This is a genomic window from Halobacillus andaensis (assembly GCF_014636475.1).
GTDB classification, from domain to species: Bacteria; Bacillota; Bacilli; order Bacillales; family Halobacillaceae; genus Halobacillus_A; species Halobacillus_A andaensis.
In genome coordinates this window covers 1-18686 of record NZ_BMEL01000005.1, presented here as the reverse complement: position 1 = coordinate 18686, position 18686 = coordinate 1, and the positions used below count along the sequence as shown (strand labels likewise).

At 42.2% G+C, this 18686-nt stretch carries 20 protein-coding genes and 12 tRNA genes; 29 read left to right on the top strand and 3 right to left on the bottom strand.

Features of this window, described 5'->3' with window-relative positions; all coding sequences use genetic code 11:
* Positions 1-60: 60 nt before the first annotated feature.
* Positions 61-975: a DMT family transporter gene (locus tag IEV27_RS17845; protein ID WP_188378882.1), complete on the bottom strand. Its 915-nt coding sequence runs from the start codon at positions 973-975 to the stop codon at positions 61-63.
* Positions 976-1325: 350 nt separating this feature from the next.
* On the opposite strand from IEV27_RS17845, the gene cshA reads away from it, so the two are divergent.
* On the top strand, positions 1326-2804 hold the full coding sequence (gene cshA / locus IEV27_RS17840) for a degradosome RNA helicase CshA (protein WP_188378881.1): 1479 nt from the start codon (positions 1326-1328) through the stop codon (positions 2802-2804).
* Between the two features lie 79 nt (positions 2805-2883).
* Here the strand turns inward: cshA and IEV27_RS17835 are convergent, their stop codons facing one another.
* Positions 2884-3645, bottom strand: coding sequence for a rhomboid family intramembrane serine protease (locus IEV27_RS17835; protein WP_188378880.1), 762 nt, complete (start codon positions 3643-3645; stop codon positions 2884-2886).
* A 123-nt stretch (positions 3646-3768) separates the two neighbouring features.
* On the opposite strand from IEV27_RS17835, the gene acpS reads away from it, so the two are divergent.
* The 15 genes from acpS to IEV27_RS17760 all read left to right on the top strand — a co-directional run bounded on the left by acpS (position 3769) and on the right by IEV27_RS17760 (position 16313).
* Positions 3769-4125, top strand: coding sequence for a holo-ACP synthase (gene acpS, locus IEV27_RS17830; protein WP_188378879.1), 357 nt, complete (start codon positions 3769-3771; stop codon positions 4123-4125).
* 58 nt (positions 4126-4183) lie between these two features.
* Positions 4184-5707, top strand: a complete 1524-nt coding sequence (locus tag IEV27_RS17825; protein WP_188378878.1) for an NAD(P)H-hydrate dehydratase — start codon at positions 4184-4186, stop codon at positions 5705-5707.
* A gap of 48 nt (positions 5708-5755) precedes the next feature.
* Positions 5756-6775, top strand: a complete 1020-nt coding sequence (locus IEV27_RS17820; RefSeq protein ID WP_188378877.1) for a LolA family protein — start codon at positions 5756-5758, stop codon at positions 6773-6775.
* Positions 6776-7012: 237 nt separating this feature from the next.
* Entirely contained in the window at positions 7013-8170 is a 1158-nt protein-coding gene (gene alr, locus IEV27_RS17815; protein ID WP_188378876.1) for an alanine racemase, read from the top strand.
* A gap of 157 nt (positions 8171-8327) precedes the next feature.
* A complete protein-coding gene (locus IEV27_RS17810) occupies positions 8328-8609 on the top strand; it encodes a CopG family ribbon-helix-helix protein (protein ID WP_188378875.1) in 282 nt (93 codons plus the stop codon).
* Between the two features lie 5 nt (positions 8610-8614).
* Positions 8615-8965 carry a type II toxin-antitoxin system PemK/MazF family toxin gene (locus tag IEV27_RS17805; RefSeq protein WP_188378874.1) on the top strand — a complete coding sequence of 117 codons (351 nt, stop codon included), beginning with the start codon at positions 8615-8617 and terminating at the stop codon, positions 8963-8965.
* 208 nt (positions 8966-9173) lie between these two features.
* On the top strand, positions 9174-10043 hold the full coding sequence (gene rsbRA, locus IEV27_RS17800; RefSeq protein ID WP_188378873.1) for an RsbT co-antagonist protein RsbRA: 870 nt from the start codon (positions 9174-9176) through the stop codon (positions 10041-10043).
* A gap of 5 nt (positions 10044-10048) precedes the next feature.
* Positions 10049-10405 carry an STAS domain-containing protein gene (locus IEV27_RS17795; protein ID WP_188378872.1) on the top strand — a complete coding sequence of 119 codons (357 nt, stop codon included), beginning with the start codon at positions 10049-10051 and terminating at the stop codon, positions 10403-10405.
* 2 nt (positions 10406-10407) lie between these two features.
* Positions 10408-10809, top strand: coding sequence for an anti-sigma regulatory factor (locus IEV27_RS17790; RefSeq protein WP_188378871.1), 402 nt, complete (start codon positions 10408-10410; stop codon positions 10807-10809).
* Positions 10810-10821: 12 nt separating this feature from the next.
* The gene (locus tag IEV27_RS17785) at positions 10822-11832 is read left to right on the top strand and encodes a PP2C family protein-serine/threonine phosphatase (RefSeq protein WP_188378870.1); all 1011 of its coding nucleotides are present in this window, start codon (positions 10822-10824) and stop codon (positions 11830-11832) included.
* A 66-nt stretch (positions 11833-11898) separates the two neighbouring features.
* On the top strand, positions 11899-12228 hold the full coding sequence (locus IEV27_RS17780; RefSeq protein ID WP_188378869.1) for an STAS domain-containing protein: 330 nt from the start codon (positions 11899-11901) through the stop codon (positions 12226-12228).
* A gap of 2 nt (positions 12229-12230) precedes the next feature.
* Positions 12231-12704: an anti-sigma B factor RsbW gene (rsbW, locus tag IEV27_RS17775; protein WP_188378868.1), complete on the top strand. Its 474-nt coding sequence runs from the start codon at positions 12231-12233 to the stop codon at positions 12702-12704.
* Positions 12679-13458, top strand: a complete 780-nt coding sequence (gene sigB / locus IEV27_RS17770) for an RNA polymerase sigma factor SigB (protein WP_188378867.1) — start codon at positions 12679-12681, stop codon at positions 13456-13458. Before rsbW ends, sigB begins: the two co-directional genes overlap by 26 nt.
* Positions 13458-14054 (top strand): SpoIIE family protein phosphatase, encoded by a 597-nt coding sequence (locus IEV27_RS17765; protein ID WP_188378866.1) that lies wholly within the window; start codon positions 13458-13460, stop codon positions 14052-14054. The genes sigB and IEV27_RS17765 overlap by 1 nt, the downstream gene beginning before the upstream one ends.
* Before the next feature lie 99 nt (positions 14055-14153).
* A complete protein-coding gene (locus tag IEV27_RS17760; protein WP_188378865.1) occupies positions 14154-16313 on the top strand; it encodes a Tex family protein in 2160 nt (719 codons plus the stop codon).
* Positions 16314-16348: 35 nt separating this feature from the next.
* On the opposite strand, the gene cmpA is transcribed toward IEV27_RS17760, so the two are convergent.
* Positions 16349-16462, bottom strand: coding sequence for a cortex morphogenetic protein CmpA (gene cmpA, locus IEV27_RS17755; protein WP_188378864.1), 114 nt, complete (start codon positions 16460-16462; stop codon positions 16349-16351).
* 77 nt (positions 16463-16539) lie between these two features.
* Between cmpA and IEV27_RS17750 the strand changes: the two genes are divergently transcribed.
* From IEV27_RS17750 to IEV27_RS17690, 13 genes are all read left to right on the top strand, one after another.
* Positions 16540-16986 carry a SprT family protein gene (locus IEV27_RS17750; RefSeq protein WP_373868124.1) on the top strand — a complete coding sequence of 149 codons (447 nt, stop codon included), beginning with the start codon at positions 16540-16542 and terminating at the stop codon, positions 16984-16986.
* Positions 16987-17185: 199 nt separating this feature from the next.
* Positions 17186-17260: transfer RNA gene (locus IEV27_RS17745), tRNA-Asn, on the top strand.
* A 4-nt stretch (positions 17261-17264) separates the two neighbouring features.
* Positions 17265-17355 (top strand) — tRNA-Ser (locus tag IEV27_RS17740).
* A gap of 18 nt (positions 17356-17373) precedes the next feature.
* Positions 17374-17445: transfer RNA gene (locus tag IEV27_RS17735), tRNA-Glu, on the top strand.
* A gap of 20 nt (positions 17446-17465) precedes the next feature.
* Positions 17466-17542: transfer RNA gene (locus tag IEV27_RS17730), tRNA-Asp, on the top strand.
* Between the two features lie 6 nt (positions 17543-17548).
* Positions 17549-17623: transfer RNA gene (locus tag IEV27_RS17725), tRNA-Gln, on the top strand.
* A 257-nt stretch (positions 17624-17880) separates the two neighbouring features.
* Positions 17881-17956 (top strand) — tRNA-Lys (locus tag IEV27_RS17720).
* Positions 17957-17964: 8 nt separating this feature from the next.
* Positions 17965-18046 (top strand) — tRNA-Leu (locus IEV27_RS17715).
* A 43-nt stretch (positions 18047-18089) separates the two neighbouring features.
* Positions 18090-18173 (top strand) — tRNA-Leu (locus tag IEV27_RS17710).
* 70 nt (positions 18174-18243) lie between these two features.
* Positions 18244-18320: transfer RNA gene (locus tag IEV27_RS17705), tRNA-Arg, on the top strand.
* An 8-nt stretch (positions 18321-18328) separates the two neighbouring features.
* A tRNA-Pro gene (locus IEV27_RS17700) sits at positions 18329-18405 on the top strand.
* A gap of 39 nt (positions 18406-18444) precedes the next feature.
* Positions 18445-18518, top strand: a tRNA-Gly gene (locus IEV27_RS17695).
* 20 nt (positions 18519-18538) lie between these two features.
* Positions 18539-18615: transfer RNA gene (locus tag IEV27_RS17690), tRNA-Ile, on the top strand.
* The last annotated feature ends 71 nt before the right edge of the window (positions 18616-18686 follow it).

Sequence of the window (18686 nt, the reverse complement as noted above, 5' to 3'; positions counted from 1 at the left end):
TGCTCTCCGTTAGTGATGATTTTCTCTATCTTTTTTCTTAGTATAACAGACATCTTTTCATTACGAGTCCGTGGGATGATGAGTGAGTTTCGGTTTCATCATTTTCTTCGTACTGATAATAAAAAGCATAAGTCCAAATATGACAATGGATCCGCCTAGCCACTGGGCCCAGGATACGCCTTCTCCTAAAATGATAAAGGCTAAAATAGCTGCACCAATGGGTTCTAATAATATGCTCATTGAGATTTTAGATGCGCTGACCCATCGCAGCGACCAATTGAATAACGAATGGCCGAAGAAAGTTGGAATAATTGCAAGCGCCACATAAATCAGCCATTGATTTCCTGAGTAACCACCGAACGGTACTTGCAAAACCAGGTTGTATCCAAGCAAGGTAACTGAAGCAACAAGATAGACAATAAAGGTATACGACGTCATCGATAACCGCTTGCGCAAGCTCTGACCAACGAGAAAATAACCTGTCACCATAATCGCTCCGCCTATCGCAAGAAGATCGCCGTATAAGGCCACGCCACTTACTTGGAAATCGCCCCAGCTAATAATGACGCTTCCGGTTATGGCGATAATCATACTTAAGACAGCTCCCGCTGAGAAACGTTCTTTAAAGAAAAGAAACGTTCCAATAAAAGCGAAGATCGGCTGCATGGAAACGAGCACAACAGAACTAGCTACCGAGGTATAATTTAAAGATTCAAACCACAAGATAAAGTGTAGAGCTAAGAAGATCCCAGATACGGAAGCCCACACCCAATCCTTGCTGGAAATGTGCTTAAGGTCTGGAGCATGTTTGAGAAAAACATAAGGTGCCATAATAATGACCGCCAACGCTAATCGATAAAAAGCAATAATAGAAGAAGGAGCATCTCCGGCCAGTTTTACAAATATGGCCGATGTTGAGATAGAGATGACCCCAACGATTAATAAGAGTAATGGATGAAATGGAGGCTTATCCATAGGAGCCCTCCTTATATAAAGCAGTTTTCCTTAATTTTATCACTGTTACGTTTGAAAAGCATAATAAAAATGTGTAGAATTAATACAGTTATGTGTGTTATGATGGATGAATCGTTCAGGCAGGTACCTCACAGCCTCTCCGTACTTTCAGGATAAGAGGCTTTTTTTACTTGTTAAAACATGTATATTTATTTCGGGTCTAACAGCATAGAGGCTTATCATACTTCTATTAGTGCAATCAAGTAGAGTGGAAAGCGAGCCTCAAACGGTTAGACGCGTAAATCTCAACTGACCATTCCGTAAAGCGGATGGAGGTTTCACTTTATATAAAAGAAGGAGTATGAAAGTTAGTGACAACATTTAATTCATTAGGTTTATCAGAACCAGTACTAAAAGCATTAGATTTTATGGGTTTTGAAGAAACTACACCGATTCAAGAGCAAACCATTCCATTAGGATTAGAAGGTAAAGACGTTATTGGGCAGGCACAAACCGGAACAGGTAAAACTGCAGCGTTTGGTATCCCGATGATCGAAAAAATTGATAAAAATGTTCGTTCTGTTCAAGGCCTAGTCATTGCCCCTACTCGTGAATTAGCTATTCAGGTGGCAGAAGAAGTCAACCGCCTTGGTAAAAATAAAGGCGTTCGTGCGCTGCCGATCTACGGTGGATCGAACATGGACCGCCAAATCCGTGCGTTAAAAGATAACCATATTGTAGTAGCTACACCTGGTCGTCTTCTTGACCACATTCGTCGTAAAACGATTAAGCTTCAGAACGTGCACACAGCCGTTTTAGATGAAGCAGATGAAATGCTGAATATGGGATTCATCGATGATATTCGTGACATCCTTAAATCACTTCCTGAAGAGCGCCAGACATTGCTTTTCTCGGCTACTATGCCTAAAGAAATTCGCGATATTGCGACAAAGCTTATGAAACAGCCTGAAGAGGTTAAAGTAAAAGCGAAGGAAATGACTGTAGAGAACATTGAACAATATTACATCGAGATTCCTGAGAAGCATAAATTTGACACATTAACTCGACTGATGGATATTGATGCACCAGCGTTAGCGATTGTTTTCGGTCGTACGAAGCGCCGTGTTGATGAAGTATCTGACGGTCTGCAGGCTCGCGGTTTCCGTGCGGAAGGCATTCACGGTGACTTAACGCAAGGTAAACGTATGTCTGTTCTTAATAAGTTCAAAAAAGGCCGCATCGAAATCTTAGTAGCGACTGACGTTGCTGCCCGTGGTCTGGATATTTCTGAAGTATCACACGTGTATAACTTCGATATTCCACAAGACCCTGAAAGCTACGTTCACCGTATTGGACGTACAGGACGTGCGGGACGTAAAGGGAAGTCCATTTCCTTTGTAACGCCACGTGAAAAAGCACAGCTGAACTTAATTGAAAAGCTGACGAAGAAAGAAGTAGAGCGCCTAAGCGTCCCATCTTCTGATGAAGCTCGCCGCGGACAACAGCAAATTGCTGTAGAGAAGCTAATCGAGACAACTGGTCATCAAGGACTGGAGAAATATCAGCAATCAGCCAGCGAATTGTTAGAGCAGTATGATGCTTCTGATTTAATCGCAGCTGCATTAAAAATGATGACGAAGGAACGCAACGAAGTGCCTGTACGTCTATCATCTGTGCAGCCAATTAGCGTGAAAGGTGCTCAGCGTAACAAAGGGAAAGGTGGCGGCGGTAAAAAGCCATACCGTAAAGACGGCAAACGCCCTTACAACAAGCACGGAAACAAATCACGCAATTATAAAGGAAAAGGCAATCGCAGTTTCCAGAACAAAGGACGTAACAACTCCAAATAATTAAAAAAGTCCGATCCCTCAAGGGATCGGACTTTTTTTGGTGGGTTATTAGACGGGTTTCTATCTAATGTACTATCCATTATCGAACAAAGGCGAGCGCGATTAAGAAGATAATAATCCCCCAAAAGACGTATTTCCCATATTTTTTTAAAGGACTGGGTCCTTTACTCCATCGGTTTGGATTAAATGCAATGTCTTTGCTTTCCCGATTGGCAAATTTCGCGCGATTTTGCCAAACCGAAAACGGACGAACATTTCTCAATAGTGGAGGCGCAACGGCGAATCCTCCGATCAGACCAAAGAGATGGGCCCAAACGTTAATGCCGGGACGTGAAAAGGTCATGAATAAACCGAGTACGAAGATAACCATAACGATTTGAGTGTTCGCTGAACCAATGAGTGATTTACGGTTAAGGACTATAAACAGATACACACCGAAAATTCCAAAGATCGCTCCAGAAGCACCAAGGTGTTGGTAAAACGCGTTTGGAGCCATTAAGTAAGTTCCCACATTACCGGCGATTCCAGCGGCAATGTACATTAAAATAAATTTCGTTTTTCCAAGCATTTGCTCAAGTGCAGGGCCGAAAAGCACAAGAGAGAAGGAGTTGAATAAGGCATGAGCGAAGCCGCCGTGCAAAAAGATGGGGGTAACAAGGCGCCAGTATTCCCCTTGGCCGACTAAATAGTTATTGCCGATTCCTTCGCGAAGGATTTGCATGGCGATAGGGAGCTGGATAATATCAATAAAGAGCCATAGAAGAAAATGAATGGCAACAAGACCTGAAACAATCGGATAAAATTTCAAAAATTCTTGGAAGCTTTCCGTTCGGACAAACATAGCGTGTGCTCCTTTATATAAAGGGTTATAAATCAATATAAGCAAAGATGAAGTCTGGTATTCTTTTTGATCCAAGATAGGATCGGGTATACTACACATAAACAATGGCAAAGGAAGATAAAGATGATAAAAGGGATTGGAATTGATCTAATCGAACTGGATCGTATTAAACAAAGTATAAAGCGTAATCCTCGTTTTGTTCAACGAATATTAACTAGAGGAGAACAGAATTGTTACGACCGTATGAACAACCGTAGGAAAATTGAATTTCTAGCAGGGAGATTTGCTGCGAAAGAGGCGTTTGCTAAAGCGGCGGGAACGGGTATAGGTACCTTAAGTTTTCAGGATATCGAAGTTTTACCTAATGAATATGGAGCGCCAGAAATTACAGTGGAGTCTTATGCTTCCTTGTCGATTTGGGTGGCTATTACCCATAGTGAACAGTATGCAGTGGCTCAAGTCATTTTAGAAGAACGGTAAGTGGACATATTTACATAGATTTAGTCATACCATGGTAATGCGGGTAGGAGGGAACGAATTGGAGATAGTTACCGCACAAGAAATGTATGAAAGAGATCAAGTGGCTATTCAAACGGTTGGAGTAAGCGGCGTCATGCTTATGGAGAATGCTGGACGAGCGATTTGTGATGATGTGGCAAAGAAGATAACGACCGACCAGCGGATCGCCGTGCTGATTGGAGGTGGGAATAACGGGGGAGACGGATTCGTCATTGCACGTACTTTACGAACCAGGGGGTTTCAAGTAGAGGCGTGGCAAGTTGTCTCAGATGAAAAGATTACAGGGGATGCACACGCGCACAAAGAAATGTATATGAATTCAGGATTTTATTTGCATCATATGGAGGACCTTACCTCTTTTCAAAAAGCTTTGCAGCAAGCTGACGTCATCATCGATGCGATTCTCGGAATTGGGGTGCGCGGACCGTTACGGCCTCCATTAGATCAAGTGGTTTCTATCCTTAATGATCTTCCCGCTTACACCATTTCTGTGGACATCCCAAGTGGTGTTCCGGCTGATGAAGGTGCTGAAGATTTTGAGAGAGTACAAGCGGATTATACGTGCATCATTGAAGCTCCGAAAATGAGTGCTTTTCTTCAATCGACAAGCCCTTATTATGGGGAGTGGAATGTGGTGGAAATCGGCCTGCCGAACCACCTTATGGATCAGGCGAATCGAGAAGTGTGGAATGTGCAAGAGGCGCTGCGTTCCTTTCCAGTGCGCGCCCCTCATTCCCATAAAGGAAGTCATGGGAAGGGGGTCGTCATCGGCGGCTCTTATCACATGCCGGGTTCCATTGCTATGACGGCAAAAGCGGCCTTGCGAAGCGGGATAGGGTTATTGGCAATCGCCACTTCAAAAAGCTCCATACCTATGATTGCACCATACCTTCAAGAGGCGACCTTTCAGTCTTTACAAGAAGAGGATGGATGGATCCGGAATCTGAAAAATGTGGACTGGTCCGCTTTTGATGGAGTGGCTATCGGGATGGGGATCAGGAGAAGTACTTCATTAACTGCTCAAATGGATGAGCTTTTTACCCATGCGAACGGTCCAATGATCATTGATGCAGACGGGATCTATCATATAAAAGAAAAATTAGACAAGTGTGCGGGCTATCCGCACCCCGTTATTCTAACGCCCCACCCAGGAGAGTTCGCTTATTTAACGGATTGTTCAATTGCTGAAGTGATGCAGTTTCCATTTTCAATGACCCGTAATTTTGCAAAAGCAAACGGGGTGTATGTTGTCCTAAAGGGACCTTCTACCATTATTACGACGCCTGAAGGTCAGCAGCGAGTGGAAACCTCGGGAAATGAGGGACTAGCTAAAGGCGGAAGTGGTGATGTGCTATCTGGCATCCTGCTCGCGCTGACCTTACAATCGAGCTCCGTGTTCGATGCACTGGCCAATGGCTGTTTGGTTCATGGCAAGACAGCAGAACGTTTGACAAAGACGACTCACTCAACGTTTGATTTATTAGCCACGGATCTCATAGACGGTTTATCAGAAACCTTTCGTACATTTTCTTCTTCCACGTAATTCACGTTCCCTTTGTCCTTCAGGAAGAGACAAAGGAGTTGAAACTAAATGAAACGTTTTCCAATCCTTTTCTTTATGGCTATGGCACTTACCCTTGTTCTTACGGCCTGTGGAGAGCAGTCAAAAGAAGATGTCGTGAAGAAGCTTGAAGAGCAGGAAAGCGAAATGAAAGGGTATAAAACAGACGCCAGCATGACGATGAAGACAGGGAAAGAAGAACAAAAGTACCATATTCAAATTTCACACAAGAAAAAAGATTTTTATAAAGTGGAACTTGAGAATGATCAAGATGAGAAGGGAAGCCAAATCATCTTAAAGAATGACAGTGGTGTGTATGTTTTGACCCCAGCCTTAAACAAGAGCTTTAAGTTTCAAAGCGACTGGCCGGAAAATACGAGTCAGCCTTATCTGTTTAATTCGCTTATTAAAGACATAAAAGCTGATGCAGAGACCGAGTTTAACGCAACGGATAATCATTACGTCTTTAAAACAAAAACCAACTATCAAAACAATCAATCACTGCCTTATCAAGAAATCTATTTTGATAAAAAGTCCTACACTCCTGTAATGGTCAAAGTCTTCGACCAAGACATGACAGCGCTGGTAGAAGTGCAATTCTCTAATTTCTCTAAAGACGATTCATTTAAAGAAACAGACTTTGATGTCGATCAAAACATGGCAATGAGTTCTTCAGACGTTCCAGTCACGGCTTCCGAAGAGCAGACAGAGGCAGAGGTGCTGTACCCTGAAGAAACACTTGGAGCCAGTTTATGGGACAAGCAAGAAGTCGAAACAGAGAATGGCAAGCGCGTGATTATGACGTATAAAGGTGAAAAAGATTTTACCATTATTCAAGAAACAGCAGCGACTCAGCCTGCAAGTGCACGACAGTCTGTAGAAGTAAACGGTGAACCTGTCCAGCTTTCAGGTGGATTAGTCGGCGCACTCTCTGAGCAAAAACTAGAATGGAATGATGACGCTACGACTTATCATTTAGCGAGTAATGAGTTAACGCAAGATGAAATGGTCGCCGTAGCCAATTCGATTCACGGTTACTCTGAGAAATAAGTATCAACTCGGGCAGGCTTAACGGTCTGCTTTTATTTTAGTCTGGGAAGCTGTACGGGAACGATCCTCAATTTCAGTATTTCAGAAGAATATTGGCGTTTTTCTCTTTTTATCAGCGATTCCACGATCAGCCCCAATAAAAATCGAGCAGCATAGATAAACTTTTCTGTAGCCATTTGACACACTTCATCCCTCGTTCAATAATAGAAAGATATTGAATCGGAAGGAGTGCTCGTAGTGTCGCAGGAACCGTATTATCGAGATACGTGGGCAGAAATCAATTTGTCGAACATCGACTTTAATATAAAACAATTAAGAAAGCACTTAAAGGAAGAAACAGGAATTTATGCCGTTGTGAAAGCAAATGGATATGGTCATGGGGATATTCAAGTTGCGGAACAAGCGCTGGAATCAGGGGCGGATCGTCTGGCGGTAAGTCTATTGGATGAAGCGATTAAATTGAGAAGAGCGGGAATGACTTGTCCGATTCTAGTCATGGGGTGGATTCGGCCGGAAGATGCTGTTGTTGCTTCAGAGTATGATGTGGCGATTACGGTTTTTCAAAAAGAATGGTTTGAGCAAGTGGAAACAGAGAAGTTAAAGAACCCGCTCAATATTCATATGAAGTGGGATACAGGAATGGGGCGCATCGGTATTCGTACGACTGAAGAAATGGATGCGATTTTAAATGAAATCAAGAAACACCCTTTCTTTAAGCTGGATGCCATCTTTACTCATTTCGCTACCGCGGATGAAGAAGATACTTCTTACTATGAAGAACAGGAACGACGGCTTGAAGAATTGGTGAATCACTTACAAAAGGTGTGGCCTGAGGATGTCGACATCCACTCTGGTAACAGTGCAGCGAGTATGCGATTTCCTGATCGCATGAAGCAGTTCATTCGTTTTGGGATCAGTATGTATGGGCTTTATCCTTCGGGAGACGTGAAAAAAGAAAGGCCCATTGAATTACAGCCTGCTTTTTCCTTAAACAGTCGACTTATACATGTGAAGAAAGTAGGGCCAGGTGAATCGCTCAGTTATGGGGCGACTTACACGACAAGTGAAACGGAATGGATCGGAACCGTCCCTGTCGGTTATGCTGACGGGTGGATCCGGAAACTTCAAGGGTTCGAAGTACTCGTCGATGGAAAAAGACATCCGATTGTCGGACGAATTTGCATGGACCAATTCATGATTCGGTTAGATCAGGAATATTCTTTAGGAAGTAAGGTTACATTAATTGGCAAGCAGAACCAAGAAGAAGTGCACATGGACGATGTAGCTGAGCATTTAGAGACTATCAATTATGAAATTCCGTGTACAATAAGTTATCGAGTTCCACGCATGTATATAAAACACGGGCATATCGTAGAAGTAGAGAATTCTTTATAATTTTTCTTGAAATAAGAATTCCTTCTGAAATCGTACGTCATGCTACATCTTTCACGAAAAAAACCGAAGACTCCTTTGCAATAGACACGAGCGAATGATAAGATTAAATTGGAATTTATACGACTGGTTTCTTTTGGGTAAAAGATGGTGGAGGTGTATGGATGTGTCCGACAGCATGCGAGAGATTGTCATTCGGATTCCGGATAACCTACTAGTTGAAGTAGATGGACAGGTTCAACTCGAAAACAGTGATCGGAGCGATTTTATGTGTAAAGCTACGAAAATGTATTTGCGTGAAGAAAAGCAACGGCTTGTTAGAGAATCAATGCGTCGTGGCTATATGGAAATGGCAAAAATTAATTTAAATATCGCTTCAGAAGCGTTTCAGGCCGAAGAGGAGGCAGATCACACCCTGGAGCAACTAGTGAGCGGGGTGTGAAGTCGGTGATAGTCAAACGAGGAGATGTTTATTTCGCTGATTTGTCCCCAGTTGTAGGATCAGAGCAAGGTGGAGTGCGCCCTGTGCTCATTCTGCAAAACGATATAGGGAATCGTTTCAGCCCCACAGTAATTATCGCCGCGATTACCGCGCAAATACAAAAAGCCAAACTTCCTACTCATGTTGAAATTGATGCTGAAAAATATGGTTTCGAACGAAATTCTGTTATTCTGTTGGAACAAATCAGAACGATTGATAAACAGCGTTTGACCGACAAAATCACTCAACTAGATGACCCGATGATGAAGCAAGTGAACGAAGCGTTGCAAATTAGTTTAGGTCTCATTGATTTTTAAAATAAAGTTGTCTGTTACAGGCAACTTTATTTTTTTGTGTCAAAACGTAAAAAAAACGAATAACGATGGCGTCTTCACTAAAAAAAGTATAAAATAATGTTAATTAGTATATTTAGGTCGACTTTTTTGTTAACATTATTTTTATATAACGAATAGAGCGTGCGAGCGGCTTTTGAAAATGATGATAGTTTAATTCGGAGGTTTTGTAATGGATCAGAAGTTAAAAGATATAGTAATTGAGCATAGCGACGACATTGTAAAGATGTGGTTAGAGGAAGTGAATAAAAAGAAATCAAGTGACTATACGGCAGCGATATCGGACGAGCTTTTTGACAGCACAAACCGCGAATTCGTAAATGTTATTTTCACGAGTATTGAGAAATCAGGGTTGGCTAATGATATCAATGATTTCTCTGAACGACTAATTAACTTAGGGTGGCCGCTAAGTTATTTAACGGACGGCATGCAAGTCTTCCGTCGTGTTACTTCTGAATACATCCTTAGACAATCAGACAAAATTGACTCGGATTATTTTGCAGAGGTACTTAGAAAAGTGGATGGATGGGTTGACCCCGTAATCAACCAGCTTGTTAACGAGTACTCTGGCAGCTGGGAGCACATCGTTTCTCTGCAGAGAGTCGCTCTTCAAGAGTTATCTGCTCCTTTGATCCCTGTTATGGATAACATTACGATTATGCCGCTCATCGGAACCATTGATACGGAAAGAGCCAAGCTGATCATGGAAAACCTTCTAGACGGAGTGATCAAGCATAATGCGGAGGTCGTTTTAATTGATATTACGGGGGTACCGGTCGTTGATACGATGGTGGCTCACCATATTATCCAGGCAGCCGAAGCTGTGCGTCTCATTGGATCCCGCTGCATTTTAGTGGGAATTCGTCCAGAAATCGCTCAAACGATCGTGAACCTGGGAATTGACTTAAGTAAATTCCCTACGAAGAGCTCACTTAGAAAAGGTTTCCAATCAGCATTAGAACTAACAAATCGCACAATAGAAGATGTACAATCAAAAGATGAAGATATAGAAAAACTAATTGATTCTCTAAACAGGGAGTGATCGTAATGAGAATACCTATTTTAAAGCTTCATAACTATTTGCTGATCTCGATCCAAATTGATTTAGATGATCAAACAGCGATTCAATTTCAAGAAGATCTATTAAGTAAAATTCATGAAAGTGGAGCGACAGGTGTGGTAATTGACCTTACGTCTGTCGACATCATCGATTCTTTTATTGCAAAAGTACTAGGAGACGTAGTGACAATGTCTGATCTCATGGGGGCAAAGGTTGTCCTAACAGGTATTCAGCCAGCAGTAGCTATGACACTTATCGACTTAGGCATTCATATGCAGGAAGTTCCGACTGCGCTAGATTTAGAACAAGGATTGATTAAACTTCGCCAGGAATTGGAGGAGTGATTATGGAATTCCAATCCTGTGTCAATATAAAAAAAGAATGGGATATTGTGGGAGCTCGTCAGCTTGGCCGTGATGTAGCTAGAAAAATCGGCTTCGGAACAGTGGACCAGGCTCGTATAGCTACTGCGATCTCCGAATTAGCTCGAAACATTTATTTGTATGCTGGGACAGGTAAGATTTGCTTTGAAGCCATAGATGACATCAACCATAAAGGTCTTAGTATTGTAGCGATGGATGATGGTCCAGGAATTGAAGAGCTTAGTCAGGTGATGGAAGACGGTTTCTCAACGTCTGGGGGGCTTGGAGCAGGTTTGCCAGGTGTTCAAAGGCTGATGGACGAGTTTGACATTCAGTCAAATGTAGGTCAAGGTACTGAAATTAAGGTGGTCAAATGGCTCCGTTAAAGGAGGTTTAACATGAGTACATTAAAACTCGATCTCGAAAATTATAAAGAGTTAATGCGACAATATATAGAAACTAAAGATGAACAAGCTCTCTATCAGGCAGAGCAATTCAGTAAGTATTCCATGCAGCAAAATATTTCGCCCGAAGAAATTATTAACGTGCATATAGAATCGTTACAGGATATATACCCCGATATGCCCGACTATATTCAATCTTCGCTCGATTTTTTATTAGAAACCATGATTTCTTATGGACTGGCCTATCAAGAATACCAGTCTTTAAGGGAAAAGCAGCTGGAGTTAAAATCTGAAATTTCTGTTGCAGCTAATATGCAAAAAACCCTTTTAGCTACAGAAAAACCTGAGATCGATGGTTTAGAAATCGGAGCCATCAGTATACCTGCTAAGCAAATGAACGGGGACTACTATCACTTTGTAAAAGATGAGAGTGGTTCTCTTGGTGTTGCTGTGGCGGATGTGGTGGGGAAAGGCGTACCTGCCGCTTTGTGTATGTCCATGATTAAGTATTCAATGGACAGTTTTCCTGAAAACAGAATGGATCCGGATGTCATATTAGCCAGCTTGAACCGGGTGGTGGAACGAAACGTTGATTCTAGTATGTTTATTACCATGTTTTATGGGTTGTATAACATTCATAATCATACGTTTCGTTTTGCGTCCGCAGGACATGAACCCGGTTATTATTATGATAGCAATCAAAAAGAATTTGAAGAGATCGATGCTTCAGGTCTTGTCCTCGGTGTATCTCCGGAAGCTACGTATGAACAGTGCACAAAGAAAGTGAATGTCGGTGACATGATTATTATGCTCACTGATGGTGTAACAGAATGCCGTCAGGGGGATCGTTTTATTGAGGAAGATGAGGTCCTCGAAATTATTGAACAGTATGCCCACCTGCCTGCTCAAGAGACTGTGGAACAGGTATATAAACACTTTGAACGATTACAAGATTTTCACTTAAGGGATGATTTTACCCTTATCATTTTAAAAAGAAGGGTTTAATGATGTTTAGGGGAGGGAATACTCCCTCTACTGGGCTATTTTAAGGAATAACGGGAGGCGAAATAAATGAATTTAACGATAGATGTTACAAATAAAGATAAAGTCACAACGGTATCTTTAGCTGGTGAAGTAGATGCGTTTACAGCCCCTAAATTAAAAGATACTTTGTTACCTTTAACAAAAGAAGATGGACAGACGATCGAAGTCGATCTTCAAGAAGTAAACTATATGGACTCAACTGGGTTGGGTGTATTTATAAGTGCTTTGAAATCAACGAAAGAGCACGATACTAATTTGAAACTCGTGCAAATGCAAGATCGTGTGCACCGTTTGTTCAAGATTACTGGCTTAACCGAGATTATGGATATTGACAATACTGTACGAGGTGGAATGTAATCATGGAACCATTTGACTTTGTCGAGGTTAAAGTCCCTGCAAAAGCGGAATACGTGGGTGTTGTACGATTAAGCACTTCTGGCATAGCTAATCGAATGGGGTTTGCTTACGAAGAAATTGAAGATCTTAAGGTCGCAATTTCCGAAGCAATTACGAATGCTGTAAAGCACGCCTATAACGATTCAGGTGAAGGTGAAATCACAATTGGTTTTGGTGTATATGAAGACCGATTAGAAGTGATGGTTGCTGATCATGGCGGAAGTTTTAATTTAGGTGAAATCAAAGAAGACATTGGACCTTACCAGCACAAAGATGATATTGGCGAACTGCGGGAAGGTGGTTTTGGTCTATTCTTGATTGATGCATTAATGGATAAAGTCGAAATTAATAGTAAATATGGAGTTATTGTCCTAATGACAAAATACCTTCATGAAAATGAGGTGGGTCAAGATGGCGACCAGATCTCAACATCATAATGATGAGGTTTATGAGTGGATCGCATTTTTACAAGAAAATCCGCGAGATGAAGAAGTTCAAGAAAAGATTGTACTCGTTTATAATGATTTAGTAGAATCCATTGCCAGAAAATATTCTAAAAATAGTACGATTCATGAAGATCTAGTACAAGTAGGAATGCTAGGCTTATTAGCAGCTATTCGAAGATACGATCCTTCATTTGGAAAATCATTCGAGTCGTTTGCTATTCCAACCATCATTGGTGAGATCAAGCGCTTCATTCGTGATAAAACATGGAGCGTCCACGTGCCGAGAAGAATTAAAGAGCTTGGACCTAAAATTAAAAAAGCTGCTGAAGAGCTGACCAGCGACCTTCAGCGCTCCCCTTCTGTTATTGAGATTGCAGACTATCTGGGAGTTTCCGAAGAAGACGTTTTAGAGACAATGGAGATGGGCAAAAGCTACAAAGCTCTCTCTGTTGATCGCAAAATTGAAGCTGATTCGGACGGCAGTACAGTAACCATTTTAGATTTAATAGGGAATTCAGAAGGAGGCTACGATCAAATTGATCAGAAAATGCTCCTTCAAAAGGTCTTGCCTATTTTAAGTGAACGTGAACAAGAAATTCTGCAGTGCACTTACTTTGAGAATTTAAGTCAAAAGGATACTGGTGAACGCTTAGGAATTTCCCAAATGCACGTTTCTCGCCTTCAACGTCGAGCGTTGAGAAAACTGAAAGAAGCTTTACAAGCTGAATCAATTGAGGCGTTCTAGTGGAAGCTGATTTATCAAAGGTTGCTGTCTCCATCTACCAGAAGGCGAAAAAAGGAAATTACTATTGTGGAGATAGTTACTATTATAAAGAGACGGACAAGGAATTCGTGTGTGCATTAGCAGATGGTTTGGGCAGCGGTGAACTGGCCAGGGATTCTTCCCAGGCTGTCATGGATGTGATTGAAAAGTATCCGGACCTGTCTATTGAATCGATAATTAAAAAATGCAATGATGCTTTACTCGGTAAACGCGGGGTAGTGCTAGGCATACTTAAGATCGATTTTCACCAAAACACATATTCTTACTCTTCAATTGGAAATATCGGTGTTATTACGATTGATCGTGAAGGTCACAGAAGTCGAAATATTCCTTTAGCAGGTTATCTAGCCGGCTATCCCAGGAAACTGAGAGTCAGCCGCGGAAAAGCTGAAGAAGGAATGGTCTTTCTGATGTTCTCCGACGGAGTGCAAGACAGAAAGTTATCGGCTAAGCATACGTCTACTCGTAATGTGAAGTTAATTACAGAACAATATAAAGAATTTTATGGGCACTCACGCGACGACGATACGACGTTGATTGCTTTAAAGTATAAATAGAAGGGACCTTATTCTGAAAATCAGAAATAGGGTCCCTTATTAAATGGAATAAGAATTTGGTACAATAGATAGGTGAAGTATCGTGAGGAGGCTTTTTTAGTGAGTGAGAAACAGAATTTAACGAAAATCGTAGCCGAGCAAACGGGAATTGCGGCTAAGCCAATTGAACAAGTCATTCAATTATTAGGAGAAGGGAATACGGTTCCTTTTATCGCCCGTTATCGAAAAGAATTAACGGGTGGACTAGATGAAGTTCAAATTAAAGCCATTGAAGATCAGTGGAATTACGCACAGAACCTTGCTCAGCGTAAAGAAGAAGTCATTCGCTTGATTGAAGAGCAGGACAAGTTAACGGATGAGTTGAAAAAAGAAATTGAACAAGCCACACAACTGCAAAAAGTAGAAGACCTATATCGTCCATATAAACAAAAACGTCGTACTCGCGCGACGGTAGCGAAAGAGAAGGGGCTTGAACCTTTAGCTCAACTGTTATGGAAACAAGCTGAATTTAATTTTAACGAAAAAGCCGAGGAGTTTTTCTCGGAAGAACATGATCTACATACGGTAGAGGACGTAAAAGCAGGAGTAAGTGATATTGTAGCTGAGTGGATTTCAGATGACCCAAGTTATAGGGAGAACATTCGTCAGCAAACCTTCCGCTCAGGTACGATTGAATCAAAAGGCAAAAAAACCGAGCAGGACGAAAAGGGTATTTTTGAAATGTATTATGAATACCAGGAGCCTGTCCGTGCGATCGCATCGCACCGAGTGTTAGCATTAAATCGCGGGGAGAAGGAAGGTGTGCTGAAAGTAGCGGTGCACCCTCCAGAAGAGAAAATTGTAAAATACCTAGAGGATCATGTGATTCAGCACTCTACATCTCAGCATCTTCGTGAAATCTTACAAGAGGCCATCGAGGATAGCTACAAGCGCTTAATCCAGCCTTCAGTCGAACGAGAAATCCGTAATTCATTATCGGAAACAGCTGAGGAAAAAGCGATCGAAGTGTTCTCAAGCAACTTAAAAAGCTTGCTGCTTCAACCGCCTCTTAAAGGGAAAGTTGTGCTTGGGGTAGACCCGGCTTATCGTACAGGCTGTAAACTGGCGGTGATTGATGAAACGGGTAAGGTGCTAGACATATCTGTTATTTACCCAACTCCGCCGAAGAGTGACGTCAAAGGGTCGGAAAAGAAAATCATGGAGTATTTTAACCAGTACCCAATTGAACTGATTGCTATAGGCAACGGAACCGCTTCACGAGAAACAGAACAATTTATTGCGAATATGATACAAAATCAGTCATTAGAGGCTGCTTATATGATTGTCAATGAAGCTGGCGCCAGTGTTTATTCTGCCTCAAAACTAGCAAGAGAAGAGTTTCCTGACCTGCAAGTAGAAGAGCGAAGTGCCGTTTCTATTGCGAGGCGTGTCCAGGATCCTCTCGCCGAACTAGTAAAAATTGATCCGAAATCCATAGGGGTCGGTCAGTATCAGCACGATGTCGGTCAAAAAAAATTAAACAACTCACTGACCTTCGTAGTAGAAACGACCGTTAACCAAGTAGGAGTTAACGTGAACACCGCTTCTCCCTCACTGCTGCAATATGTGTCAGGTCTTAGTAAATCAGTCGCCAACAATGTGGTGAAAAAGAGAGATGAGATCGGGAAGTTTACGAATCGCAAGCAGCTAAAAGACATTCCGCGTTTAGGAGCTAAAACATTTGAACAAAGTATCGGGTTTTTAAGAGTCCTTGAAGGAGAAGAACCATTAGATAAAACGTCAGTTCACCCGGAAAGCTATCGAGCAGCAAGAGCATTATTAAACACGGTAAATGCAGAACCTGCAAACATTGGTGAAAAAGAAGTAGGAGAACAATTAGCACAAATTGATGTGGCTTCTACAGCTGAACAGCTCGATATTGGCGAACCAACACTTAAAGATATTATTAAAGCGTTAAGAGAACCCGGAAGAGATCCGAGGGACGACCTGCCTAAACCATTGCTGAAAACAAACGTTTTATCAATGGAAGATTTAGAACAGGGAATGGAGCTTGAAGGCACGGTTCGAAACGTAGTCGATTTTGGGGTATTTGTTGATATTGGAGTTAAACAAGATGGACTAGTACACATCTCAAAGCTATCCAATAAATTTGTAAAGCATCCGATGGACGTGGTATCCGTGGGGGATGTTGTCACCGTATGGGTAGACAGTGTAGACACGAAAAAGCAGCGAATTGCATTAACGATGTTGAAGAAGTAAAACACAAGTAACCTGGGGGATTCATATCTTCCGGGTTATTTTTCATATTTGTGCCGATAAAAATACCAGCATTGATTAAGCATTTTGATTTGGTATTTATCCTTATTGAAAAAGGCGTCCGATATTTGTTTCTGTAACCAACGGGGCACAGAAATCTCCTCCCTTTGAAATTAGGATGGAACCCATTTATAATAAACTATGCAAAAGAGGGAGAGGGTGTGCCATTTTGAATGAAACGGAAGTCGATTTACAACAATGGACAGACCAGCTGTCCAAAGAATACTTTGGAAAGCCATTCACTGATCAAGTCATCTTTAATACAAGACTTCGAACGACAGGGGGGCGGTATATCCCTTCTAAGCGAGTTATTGAACTAAACCCGAAGTATTTAAAAGAGTTAGGAAAAGAAGAGGTAGAGGGAATTATTAAGCATGAGCTCTGTCACTACCACTTACATATTGAAGGTAAAGGCTACAAGCATGGAGACCGCACATTTAAAGACCTGCTTGTAAAAACAGGGTCCCCGAGACATTGCAAACCACTCCCGTCAGAGACCGAAAAGTTTCACCGGTATGTGTGCACGAAGTGTAACCAATCCTACAGGCGAAAGAAAAGGATGAACGTCTCTCGCTACGTTTGCGGCAAATGTAAAGGGAAGTTAAGAAAACTTTAACAAACCCATTGACGAAAATTTGCGTCCGTGTTAAATTAAATAAGCCCTGAAGGAAAGGGCATTTGGTTTTTGAGACAAGTCATTTGGTTTTCAAAAATAATAGAGAATATTATTGACAATCGACAGCGATTGTTATAATATATAAAACGTCGCTGACATTACTTACATAAATTCTTTTAAGGAATTTATCCGACATTATTCCACAGTAGCTCAGTGGTAGAGCAATCGGCTGTTAACCGATCGGTCGTAGGTTCGAATCCTACCTGTGGAGCCATTACGGAGAAGTACTCAAGTGGCTGAAGAGGCGCCCCTGCTAAGGGTGTAGGTCGCGCAAGCGGCGCGAGGGTTCAAATCCCTCCTTCTCCGCCATTTTTTATTGTCTAAAATGGCCCGTTGGTCAAGTGGTTAAGACACCGCCCTTTCACGGCGGTATCACGGGTTCGAATCCCGTACGGGTCACTTCCTACTTACATATTTGGGGTCCGGTAGTTCAGTTGGTTAGAATGCCTGCCTGTCACGCAGGAGGTCGCGGGTTCGAGTCCCGTCCGGACCGCCATTTAGTTGGGCTATAGCCAAGCGGTAAGGCAACGGTTTTTGGTACCGTCATGCGCTGGTTCGAATCCAGCTAGCCCAGCCATTTTCTTATGAAAAAAAGCTTGACTTTTCTTTTTGAAAATTATATGATGTTTCTTGTGCTCAAAAGCAGAACAGCTTACAGCGCAGACAAACATTAAGAACAATCTTTACATTAAGAGCCATTAGCTCAGTTGGTAGAGCAAGCCAACCTCAATGAATAATCTTCTTCGCAGGCTTGCGAGGAGTGAGACTTCACTGAATATGCTTGCAACACGACGAGCATCACAACCAAACTTACGAGAACATCTTATTTATTAAGAGCCATTAGCTCAGCTGGTAGAGCATCTGACTTTTAATCAGAGGGTCGGAGGTTCGAGCCCTCCATGGCTCACCATTTATTTTGCGGGTGTGGTGGAATTGGCAGACACGCTAGATTTAGGATCTAGTGCTTCACGGCGTGGGGGTTCAAGTCCCTCCACCCGCACTTAGTAAGTTAGCTCAGCTGCTTACCCAACTTTTTTCAATTAGCGGTCGTGGCGGAATCGGCAGACGCGCTAGGTTGAGGGCCTAGTGGGGGCAACCCCGTGGAGGTTCAAGTCCTCTCGGCCGCACTAAGGTTTTCAAAAATACTATTGCATTACAAGCTGAAACGTGATATATTAGATATTGTCGCTTCAAAAGGCGCCCGTAGCTCAATTGGATAGAGCGTCTGACTACGGATCAGAAGGTTAGGGGTTCGACTCCTCTCGGGCGCGCCATTTACTTACGGGAAGTAGCTCAGCTTGGTAGAGCACTTGGTTTGGGACCAAGGGGTCGCAGGTTCGAATCCTGTCTTCCCGACCATGGATGCTCATTAATTTAAAACTATGAAACTTTATATATGCGGGTGTAGTTTAGTGGTAAAACCTCAGCCTTCCAAGCTGATGATGAGGGTTCGATTCCCTTCACCCGCTCCATTAAATCTTTACTACCATTGGGGCCTGTAGCTCAGCTGGTTAGAGCGCACGCCTGATAAGCGTGAGGTCGGTGGTTCGAGTCCACTCAGGCCCACCATTAAGACTATTTGATCTTTGAAAACTGAACGAACCAACCAGTACGTCAAGATTTCTTTCTATAGTATAGAA

Excerpts from the sequence above, each read along its gene's own strand:
- IEV27_RS17845 (WP_188378882.1), bottom strand. The coding sequence starts at position 975 with ATGGATAAGCCTCCATTTCATCCATTACTCTTATTAATCGTTGGGGTC.
- IEV27_RS17835 (WP_188378880.1), bottom strand. The coding sequence starts at position 3,645 with ATGTTTGTCCGAACGGAAAGCTTCCAAGAATTTTTGAAATTTTATCCG.
- acpS (WP_188378879.1), top strand. The coding sequence starts at position 3,769 with ATGATAAAAGGGATTGGAATTGATCTAATCGAACTGGATCGTATTAAA.
- IEV27_RS17820 (WP_188378877.1), top strand. The coding sequence starts at position 5,756 with ATGAAACGTTTTCCAATCCTTTTCTTTATGGCTATGGCACTTACCCTT.
- IEV27_RS17810 (WP_188378875.1), top strand. The coding sequence starts at position 8,328 with ATGGATGTGTCCGACAGCATGCGAGAGATTGTCATTCGGATTCCGGAT.
- rsbRA (WP_188378873.1), top strand. The coding sequence starts at position 9,174 with ATGGATCAGAAGTTAAAAGATATAGTAATTGAGCATAGCGACGACATT.
- IEV27_RS17795 (WP_188378872.1), top strand. The coding sequence starts at position 10,049 with ATGAGAATACCTATTTTAAAGCTTCATAACTATTTGCTGATCTCGATC.
- IEV27_RS17790 (WP_188378871.1), top strand. The coding sequence starts at position 10,408 with ATGGAATTCCAATCCTGTGTCAATATAAAAAAAGAATGGGATATTGTG.
- IEV27_RS17785 (WP_188378870.1), top strand. The coding sequence starts at position 10,822 with ATGAGTACATTAAAACTCGATCTCGAAAATTATAAAGAGTTAATGCGA.
- IEV27_RS17780 (WP_188378869.1), top strand. The coding sequence starts at position 11,899 with ATGAATTTAACGATAGATGTTACAAATAAAGATAAAGTCACAACGGTA.
- rsbW (WP_188378868.1), top strand. The coding sequence starts at position 12,231 with ATGGAACCATTTGACTTTGTCGAGGTTAAAGTCCCTGCAAAAGCGGAA.
- sigB (WP_188378867.1), top strand. The coding sequence starts at position 12,679 with ATGGCGACCAGATCTCAACATCATAATGATGAGGTTTATGAGTGGATC.